General features: G+C 66.2%; 8 protein-coding genes. 5 read left to right on the top strand and 3 right to left on the bottom strand.

Annotation, left to right across the window (positions count from 1 at the left end):
* From E1809_RS26800 to E1809_RS18350, 4 genes are all read left to right on the top strand, one after another.
* A partial coding sequence (locus E1809_RS26800) for a hypothetical protein (protein ID WP_165962382.1) occupies positions 1 to 315 on the top strand: 315 nt, incomplete at its 5' end.
* Complete coding sequence (locus E1809_RS18360) at positions 300 to 1,511, top strand: MFS transporter (protein WP_165962381.1); 1,212 nt, start codon at positions 300 to 302, stop codon at positions 1,509 to 1,511. The genes E1809_RS26800 and E1809_RS18360, both read left to right, overlap by 16 nt.
* A 72-nt stretch (positions 1,512 to 1,583) precedes the next feature.
* The gene (locus E1809_RS18355) at positions 1,584 to 2,732 is read left to right on the top strand and encodes a GGDEF domain-containing protein (protein WP_133205678.1); all 1,149 of its coding nucleotides are present in this window, start codon (positions 1,584 to 1,586) and stop codon (positions 2,730 to 2,732) included.
* Between the two features lie 6 nt (positions 2,733 to 2,738).
* On the top strand, positions 2,739 to 3,008 hold the full coding sequence (locus tag E1809_RS18350) for a hypothetical protein (RefSeq protein ID WP_133205677.1): 270 nt from the start codon (positions 2,739 to 2,741) through the stop codon (positions 3,006 to 3,008).
* Between the two features lie 50 nt (positions 3,009 to 3,058).
* On the opposite strand, the gene E1809_RS18345 is transcribed toward E1809_RS18350, so the two are convergent.
* Entirely contained in the window at positions 3,059 to 3,244 is a 186-nt protein-coding gene (locus E1809_RS18345) for a hypothetical protein (RefSeq protein ID WP_133205676.1), read from the bottom strand.
* Positions 3,245 to 3,445: 201 nt separating this feature from the next.
* A complete protein-coding gene (locus E1809_RS18340) occupies positions 3,446 to 3,802 on the bottom strand; it encodes a cupin domain-containing protein (protein ID WP_133205675.1) in 357 nt (118 codons plus the stop codon).
* Positions 3,803 to 4,065: 263 nt separating this feature from the next.
* Between E1809_RS18340 and E1809_RS18335 the strand changes: the two genes are divergently transcribed.
* Positions 4,066 to 6,243 carry an amylo-alpha-1,6-glucosidase gene (locus E1809_RS18335; protein WP_133205674.1) on the top strand — a complete coding sequence of 726 codons (2,178 nt, stop codon included), beginning with the start codon at positions 4,066 to 4,068 and terminating at the stop codon, positions 6,241 to 6,243.
* Here the strand turns inward: E1809_RS18335 and E1809_RS18330 are convergent.
* Positions 6,240 to 7,484, bottom strand: a complete 1,245-nt coding sequence (locus E1809_RS18330) for an NAD(P)/FAD-dependent oxidoreductase (protein ID WP_133205673.1) — start codon at positions 7,482 to 7,484, stop codon at positions 6,240 to 6,242. The genes E1809_RS18335 and E1809_RS18330 overlap by 4 nt on opposite strands.
* Positions 7,485 to 7,518 lie beyond the last annotated feature (34 nt).

Below are 7,518 nucleotides of genomic sequence, written 5' to 3'. Positions count from 1 at the left end.
TTCAACAGCCGCGCCGAATACTCCTACTTCAACGAACATTTCGGGACCAGCGGATACCGGATCGCGTCCCCGAGGCTGCTCACCAACCTCGAGACGGCCCGCCTCGACCCCGGCATGAAGGTCCGACTGAACGGCGTCGGCGGGACACTGGCCGTGCTCCACTTCGTCTGGAAACCCAAGCCCTGGGAGGAACCCTCCACCCTGAGCGAAGTCTGGGAATTCTTCGCCGACACCACCCCTGGCTGGCGGGACGCGGCCGCCGCGAAAGGCGCGCGTGTCAGGGCCGCCGCCACCGCGGGGTGGGAGTCGCTCTGAGCGTCGAACAGAAAACAGCAGCACCCCCTTGGGCCAGGGACCGCTTCACCCTCACGGCCTACCTGGCCCTCGGGTTCTTCATGCTCAGCCGCTCCGTCCTGGCACCGTTCATCGCCTACCGCTCGGCAGAAGACCCGGGGGCGGCAGGTCTTCTCGGGGTCCACGTGAGCATCGCGGCCGCAGGGATCATCGCGGCCGGCATGTTCTGGAACCGGCTCGGCGCCGGCTACTCCCGCCGCACGACCGTACCCGTTGCCGCGCTGCTGCTGGCTCTCGGGGCGCTGGGACTCGGCGCCACGGTCCTTGCCGTGAGCTTTGCCGCGGCGTTCCTGCTCGGAGCGGCGGGAAGTGTTCTGAACATCACGCTGCAGTCGGCCCTGTCGGACCGGCACGGTGCGAACCGGCGGATCGCCCTCGGCGAGGCGGCCGTCGTCAGCAGCCTCTTCGGAGCCCTCGCCCCGTTCGCCATCGCCGCCTGCTCGAGAGTTCCCTTCCTTGGCTGGCGTTCCGGACTCGTCCTGCCGCTCTTGCTGCTGGCTTGCYTCCTCCCGCTGCTGCGAACAACACCGATGCCGGAGAAGGGCAGCCACCAGGACCCGGACGCACCCCGTCACGGCGGGAACCTCCCGCGCGTGTTCCGGGCCTGGGTGGGACTGYTGTTCCTKTGCAGCGCCACGGAATGGGCGGTCATCTACTGGGGAGCGTCCTTCCTCCATGGAGCCGCCGGGATCCCSGTGCAGTGGGCGRCCATGGCCCTCGGTKTGTTCCTTGGCGTCGAGATCCTGGGCAAGGCCCTCTGGTCGTTCCTGAGCCGCCGGGCCCCGGTGGAACGGCTCATGACGGCCTGCACCCTTGCCGCGCTCCTCGGGATCACGGCGTTGATCRTCTCCGCACGGTCAGGATGGCCGCCGGTTGTTCCCCTCGCGGCACTGATGGTGTTCGGGTTCGGCATTTCCGGCACGACCCAGCTCGCAACCGCCGCGGCCCTGGCACTCCCCCGGTCCCTGTCCACGCTCGCCATGTCCCGTGTCTCCCTCGCCGCCGGGCTCTCCGTCGTCCTCTTCCCCCTCCTGCTCGGCCTGGCCGCCCAGACCGCCGGGATCACCGACGCGTTCTTTATCCCGGCGGCAACATGCCTCCTTGCCGTGGCCGCGTCCGCCGTCCTCGGGTTCCGTGCCGGCCGGAAACATGACTGAACGTGCCGACCGGTTCACCCGCCGCGCCGGCCGCGCGGCATATACCCTGTTTCCATCCGGGGAGGAACGCCAATGGTTCTCGACGTTGAAAGTCTGAAGCTCACGCTCGGTGTGGTGGCACTGACGTYGGGCGCGCTGTTTTACAACTCGTACCGGCGCACCGGGTCGGCGTACAGCGGGTGGTGGTGCCTGTCTCTGGGTTTCCTGATGGCCGGGAACATCGCCTACCTGCTGACCGGCACCACCCAGCAGGTCTGGGCGGACCCGCTGGGCAACGCCCTGATCGTGGCCGGTGCCTCCAGTATCTGGGCCGGGTCGCGGTCCCTGCACCTGCGCCGGACACGGGCGTGGCTGCTCCTGTCCGGTCCCGTGGTCACCGCCGTCGCCTCGGYACTGGAAAATCCGGCCTCCGATGCCTGGTCAGGAGGCGTGGTGTACTTGGCACTGATGGCAGTCGTGATGGGTCTCGCAGCCAGGGAACTGGCACTGCTCAAGCCCTCGGAGTCCAGGGCGCACCAGCCCTTGGCCGCCTCCGCCGGGCTGCTGGCCCTGTACTTCGCGGTGCGCACCTTTGTCTATGTCAGGGAAGGGCCCGACGGGCCGGAGTTCACCACCTATTTCAGTTCCGCGTTCACCTCTATGCTCACCATCGTCATGCTCGTCACCGTGTCCTTCAGCATGACGGCGCTGAGCAACGAACAGCTCATCAACGCCCTCAACGACCGTGCCAGCCGGGACGGACTGACCGGGCTGCTTAACCGCACCACCTTCGAGGAACAGGCCGGGCGGGAAGTACGCCGGCAGCACGCCGCGGGATCGGTGTCAACGCTCATCATCGCCGACCTGGACCACTTCAAGGCCATCAACGACACCCACGGCCACGCCGCCGGGGACGCGGCGATTCAGGCATTCGCCGACGCGTGCAGTGCCTCGATCCGGCACACGGACCTTGCCGGCCGGTACGGCGGGGAAGAAGTCATCATCCTGCTCCCCGGCGCGCAGCAGGAAAGCGCCTGGATCATCGCCGAGACCATCAATAGCCACCTCGCAGCGGCCAAGCCCCCGCAGGGTGTCACTTTCCCGACCGTGAGCTACGGCATCGCCACCAGTTCCACCGCCGGCGGCGACCTCGCACCGATGGTGGAAGCCGCGGACCGGGCGCTGTACGAGGCGAAAAGCCTGGGCCGGAACCGCATCGTCACCGCGAAACCCGGAAACTAGCTCCGCATGATGATCATCCCGACAGGGGCGGACGGCCCGGGCGCCGACGTGCGGGTCCGTTTCGACTCCTGCGCGCAGCCCCTTGCGGTCCGCTACGAAGGCTCCATCTGGATGATTGAGCCCGGTTCCGCAACAAGTCTTCCGGACGCCCTGGGTGAACCGCCCGGTTGGCGTGTCCGGGCACGCAACAGCGCAACACACGAGCTTCGGGTCATGGACCTTCTCCCCGGTCACGGTTCAGGTTCATGGCGTCTCGTCTTCACCGGTGACGGATGAAGGACGGTGCGCAGCGAAGCGGACCGATGAAATTTTCAGACAAGGACCGGCTAATGGAAAGATCCGCGAGGATACCCGTCCCAGGCCAAGGAAATCGCAGTCCGGCGACGGAGGATCTCGACATCGCCACCCTCGTTGCCCGGTATTCGCAGCGCCGGGCGTACCACCGCTGCGTACGCCACGGTGGTGCCGATGGCCGCGGAGAGGCCGGCGAAGTAGCCGAACAGGGACAGCATCCGCCACGGCCGAGGGAGGGTATGGACTGTTGCTGACGCAGCGGGGTCGGGGTCATGATGTCCATCGCATTGTCTACAGTTGTTGTTTTCACAAACATTTGGCCATGAAACCACGTCGTGCCGGCCTTGATGTGTGAACAAGCGGCCCCGGAACAATTGCTCCTTGTCCCGGGACCGCTTCTCCATCCGACCAGGCCGCTGTTACCGGGCGGGAAGATCGCTCACAACCCACATCTTCCGGAGGGTTTCGTGAATCGTCCAGGTGCCCCGCCACCCTTCGGGCGTTACGAACAAGGAACCCGGGCCGACGTCAAAACTGCTTCCGTCTTCTTCCGTGATTGTTGCTGTTCCGCTCAGGATCTGGCAGATCTCGTCATAGCCTGGGCGGGTGCTGGTGAACGTTCCCGGAGTTACCTCCCAGATGCCCGTCTTCAGCCCTTCGCGGGCCCAAAGCCGCAGGGACACCTCCGTCTGGCCTGCGGTGCTGGAAGTTGCTTTGGGACTGTGCTCGCCCGGGTTCGTTGTGTTTGCGTCACTCATGACAGTGGCCTTGACCATTGTTGCTCCTTCTGGGCTGCGCCCTTCGAAAGTGCTCCCGCCTTTGGGAAAGCACGCCTTTGATCCTAACAATTGTCAACAATCGACGATAGTGCCGCGAGGAAAATTTTTGATTAGAACGGCGCCTGAATCCCGGACCGGCCTCTCCCTGTCCTGCAATCGCGGGCAGGAGTAGCGTCGGTGTGAGGATCCAGCAGGAACGGTCAGCGCGGCTGATGAGAGGCCGAGGCCGCCTGGGACGGGTTCTTGAAGGAGAGCCGACAATGGCTGGATGGAATGCTGACACGGCGGCCGGCCCGCTCGGGGCCGGGACGGTCACCCTGGTGGAAGGTACGTCGTTTTGCATCTCGTTGCCCAACGGGGATATCCATCCGGATTCACCGCATGGGTTTTTCGTCCAGGACACACGTGTCCTGTCGCGTTGGAACCTGACCATCAACGGCCAGTCGCTGGAACCGCTGACGGCCCAAACCAGGGAGCCTTACCGGGCAGTGTTCGCAGGCCGCGTGACCCGGGCGGAGGGATACTCGGACAGTCCCCTGATCGTGGAACGCATTCGTGAAGTCGGCGTCGGACTCCTGGAATACCTTACGGTGCATAACCACTCCACGGAGCCAAAGGAATGCCTGATCTCGGTCAGCGTAGCTTGCGATTTCGCGGACGTGTTCGAGGTGAAGGAAGCGCGGATCCAGCGCCAATGGAACGAGTCCCGCCAGCCGGGCGAGGATGAACTTTTCATCCGCGCCAGTTGGCAGGACATCAGGAAGGCTGTCGTCATCAAATCCGACGGTGCCGATGTCGCCCCCGGGTCGCTGACGTACCGAACGACCATCCCGCCGCGAGGCCAATGGAAAACGGTGCTCACCGTGACGCCGGTGCTTGACGGAATGGTACCGGCGACGACGGTGGTTCATCCCGCAGCCGGCGAACTCTCAAGCAGCGACCGCCGCCGGGAAGAATGGGTGGCCAGGATTCCCGTTCTCCATATGGGAAACCACGCCATCGAACGGACGCTGCGGCGCAGTTACGACGATCTGGGCGCGCTTCGCATCGAGGACCCGGCCCACCCGGAGAGGATCGTGGTGGCAGCCGGCGCTCCGTGGTTCATGACGCTGTTCGGCCGTGACTCGTTGTGGGCCTCGGAGATGGCCATGTCGGTTGATCCATCCTTGGCACTGGGCACGCTGCAGACTTTGGCGGACCGGCAAGGGACGGTGGTCGACCCCGTTACCGAGGAGGAACCGGGCAAGATCCTGCATGAGGTGAGGCTGGACGTCTCCAGCAGCCTGGCCCTGGGAGGCAAGGCCATCTACTACGGAAGCATCGATGCGACTCCCCTTTTCGTGACGGTCTTGGGCTCGGTCAGCCGTTGGGGCTTTGCCCAGGACACCATCGCCGCCCTGCTCCCCCACGCGGACAGGGCTTTGAACTGGATCCGGGACTACGGCGACAGGGACGGCGACGGCTTCGTCGAGTACGAGCGCCTCAACGACCGGGGTTTGATCAACCAGGGCTGGAAGGACTCCTGGGACGGGATCAACTTCGCCGACGGGACTCTCGCAGAACCGCCCATCGCGCTCTGCGAAGTCCAGGCTTACGTCTATGACGCCTACATGGCACGGGCCTGGATGGCCTACGACGCCGGTGACGGCGCCTTGGCGACCGAACTCGCCGGCCGGGCTGCCCGCTTGAAGGAACGGTTCAACGAGCAGTTCTGGATGCCCGACCGCGGTTACTACGCCATAGCCTTGGATGGCAACAAACGGCAGGTGGATGCCTGCGCCTCGAACATGGGGCACTGCCTTTGGGTCGGCCTCGTAGACGAGGACAAAGCGCCACTGGTCGCCGAACGGTTGATGTCCCCTGAGATGTTCAGCGGCTGGGGCGTGCGGACCCTTGCCAGCGACATGGGCGCCTACAATCCTGCCAGCTACCACAATGGCTCGGTTTGGCCGCACGATAACGCCGTCATCGCCGCCGGCCTGATGCGCTACGGATTCGTCGAGGAGGCTCAACGGATTGCGACTGCCCTGTTTGAAGCTGCCGACTACTCGCAAGGCCGCCTCCCGGAGCTTTTCTGCGGATTCAGCCGGGACCAGTACAGGGAGCCCGTGCCCTATCCCACTGCGTGCTCGCCTCAGGCATGGGCAGCCGCTTCGCCCATCCAGCTAATCACGAGCCTGATGAGGTACGACACCCATGTTTCCCGCGGCGGGTTTTGGATGGACCCGAAGCTGCCGCCTTCCTACGGCGACCTGCACATCACCAACGCCCCGATGGCGGGCGGCCGGGTAACCATTGACATCGCAGATTCGGTTCCCACCGTGCAGGGACTTCCGCCGGGGATGCTTTTTCATCAAGGGCATCGGCCATGGCTGGCCGAACTCGTGGCGCAAGCCGGCCTCCGGACTTCTGAAGGCCGGCTGCGCGGCGGGGCCTAGTTGTGAACCTTGCCGACAGCGGCCGCGGGAAGCAGGCCGCTGAGCGGAATCCTGTGCCGCACGGCCTCGACAAGCGAGTCCTCGAACTGGGGGACGCCCATTGCGACGGCACCCCGGAGTCGTTCCCGCTCGTCGGTAAAGACCGTCGTCGGCGGCCCGGGAACATCTCCGGGGATGGCGGTCTGGCGCAGGCCGGCGCCGGTCTCCCCAAGCAATGTCAGCTTTGTCCCGTACATCTTGCTGGTGTAGACGGGCAGTTCCGAGAACGGCCCGGGCGCCTCGCCCAGGCCGAGGTCGTGGAGGACCGAACGGGCGGCGTGCCGGCCCTGGGCCCGAGCGCTGGCCCAGTTCTCGGTGCGTCGGGCTCGCGGAGTTGTCGCGACCCTGGCCACATCCCCAGCCGCGTAGACCCCGTCGGCCCCGATCGCCCGCAGCGAAGGGTCGACGGCGACCCCGTCCTCCACGTCAAGCCCGCTGCCCTGGAGCCACTCGGTGTTGGGGAGGCTGCCCGCAGCCACCAGGAGCAGGTCGCCGGCCAGCCGGCGTCCGTCGTCAAGACGGACCATGACCCGGTCCTCGCCGCTGGTCCAGCCGGCGACCGTGCGCCCCACGTGCGGGTGCGCATGTTCGTTGTGGCGCTCGAGGAGCCATGAGGCGGCATTGCGGCCGAGCCGGTCCGACATGGGTACCGGCTGCCTTGCAACCAGGTCCACTTCCACTTCTGCCCCGCTGAGCAGGCTTGCCGTTTCACCTCCGATGAACCCTGCACCCATGATGATCACGCGCCCATGGCGCCCAAGGGGCTTCCCGGACCAACCGAGCAGCGACCTCATGCGTGCTGCGTCCGCCGAGGTGCGCAAGGTCACCACTCGCTCCGGCACCGGGCAGGCGCTCCCTGGCCAGGGCCGGGCGCGCACGCCGGTGGCTATCACCAGGGCGCGGTATCGAAGCAGCTTGCCGCTGGCCAGCCGGACTTCCCGGCGCGCGGGGTCCAATGCCTCGGCCTCGTCCCGGGCGAGCCACTCGACGTCGGGCGTTTGCGCCTCAGGCAGGGTGAGCTCGACGTGGGAGTGCCCCGCGGACAACATCGTCGTGTTCACGGCCGTGCGGTTGTACGGCAAGGCGTCCTCCCCGCGCACTACCGTGACGCCGCCGTCGTACCCCCTCTCCCGCAGCGTCGCGGCGCATGCCGCACCGGCTATCCCGGAGCCGACCACCACGACCCGGTCTTCCTGCTTCATCCGCGCTCCTCTTGTTTGTCAGCCGGCAACGCCT

Origin of the sequence: Arthrobacter terricola, from assembly GCF_004354015.1 — a bacterium.
GTDB lineage: Bacteria > Actinomycetota > Actinomycetes > Actinomycetales > Micrococcaceae > Arthrobacter > Arthrobacter terricola.
Note: the sequence above shows the minus strand (reverse complement) of the source record. Positions and strands in the feature narration are given on the sequence as shown.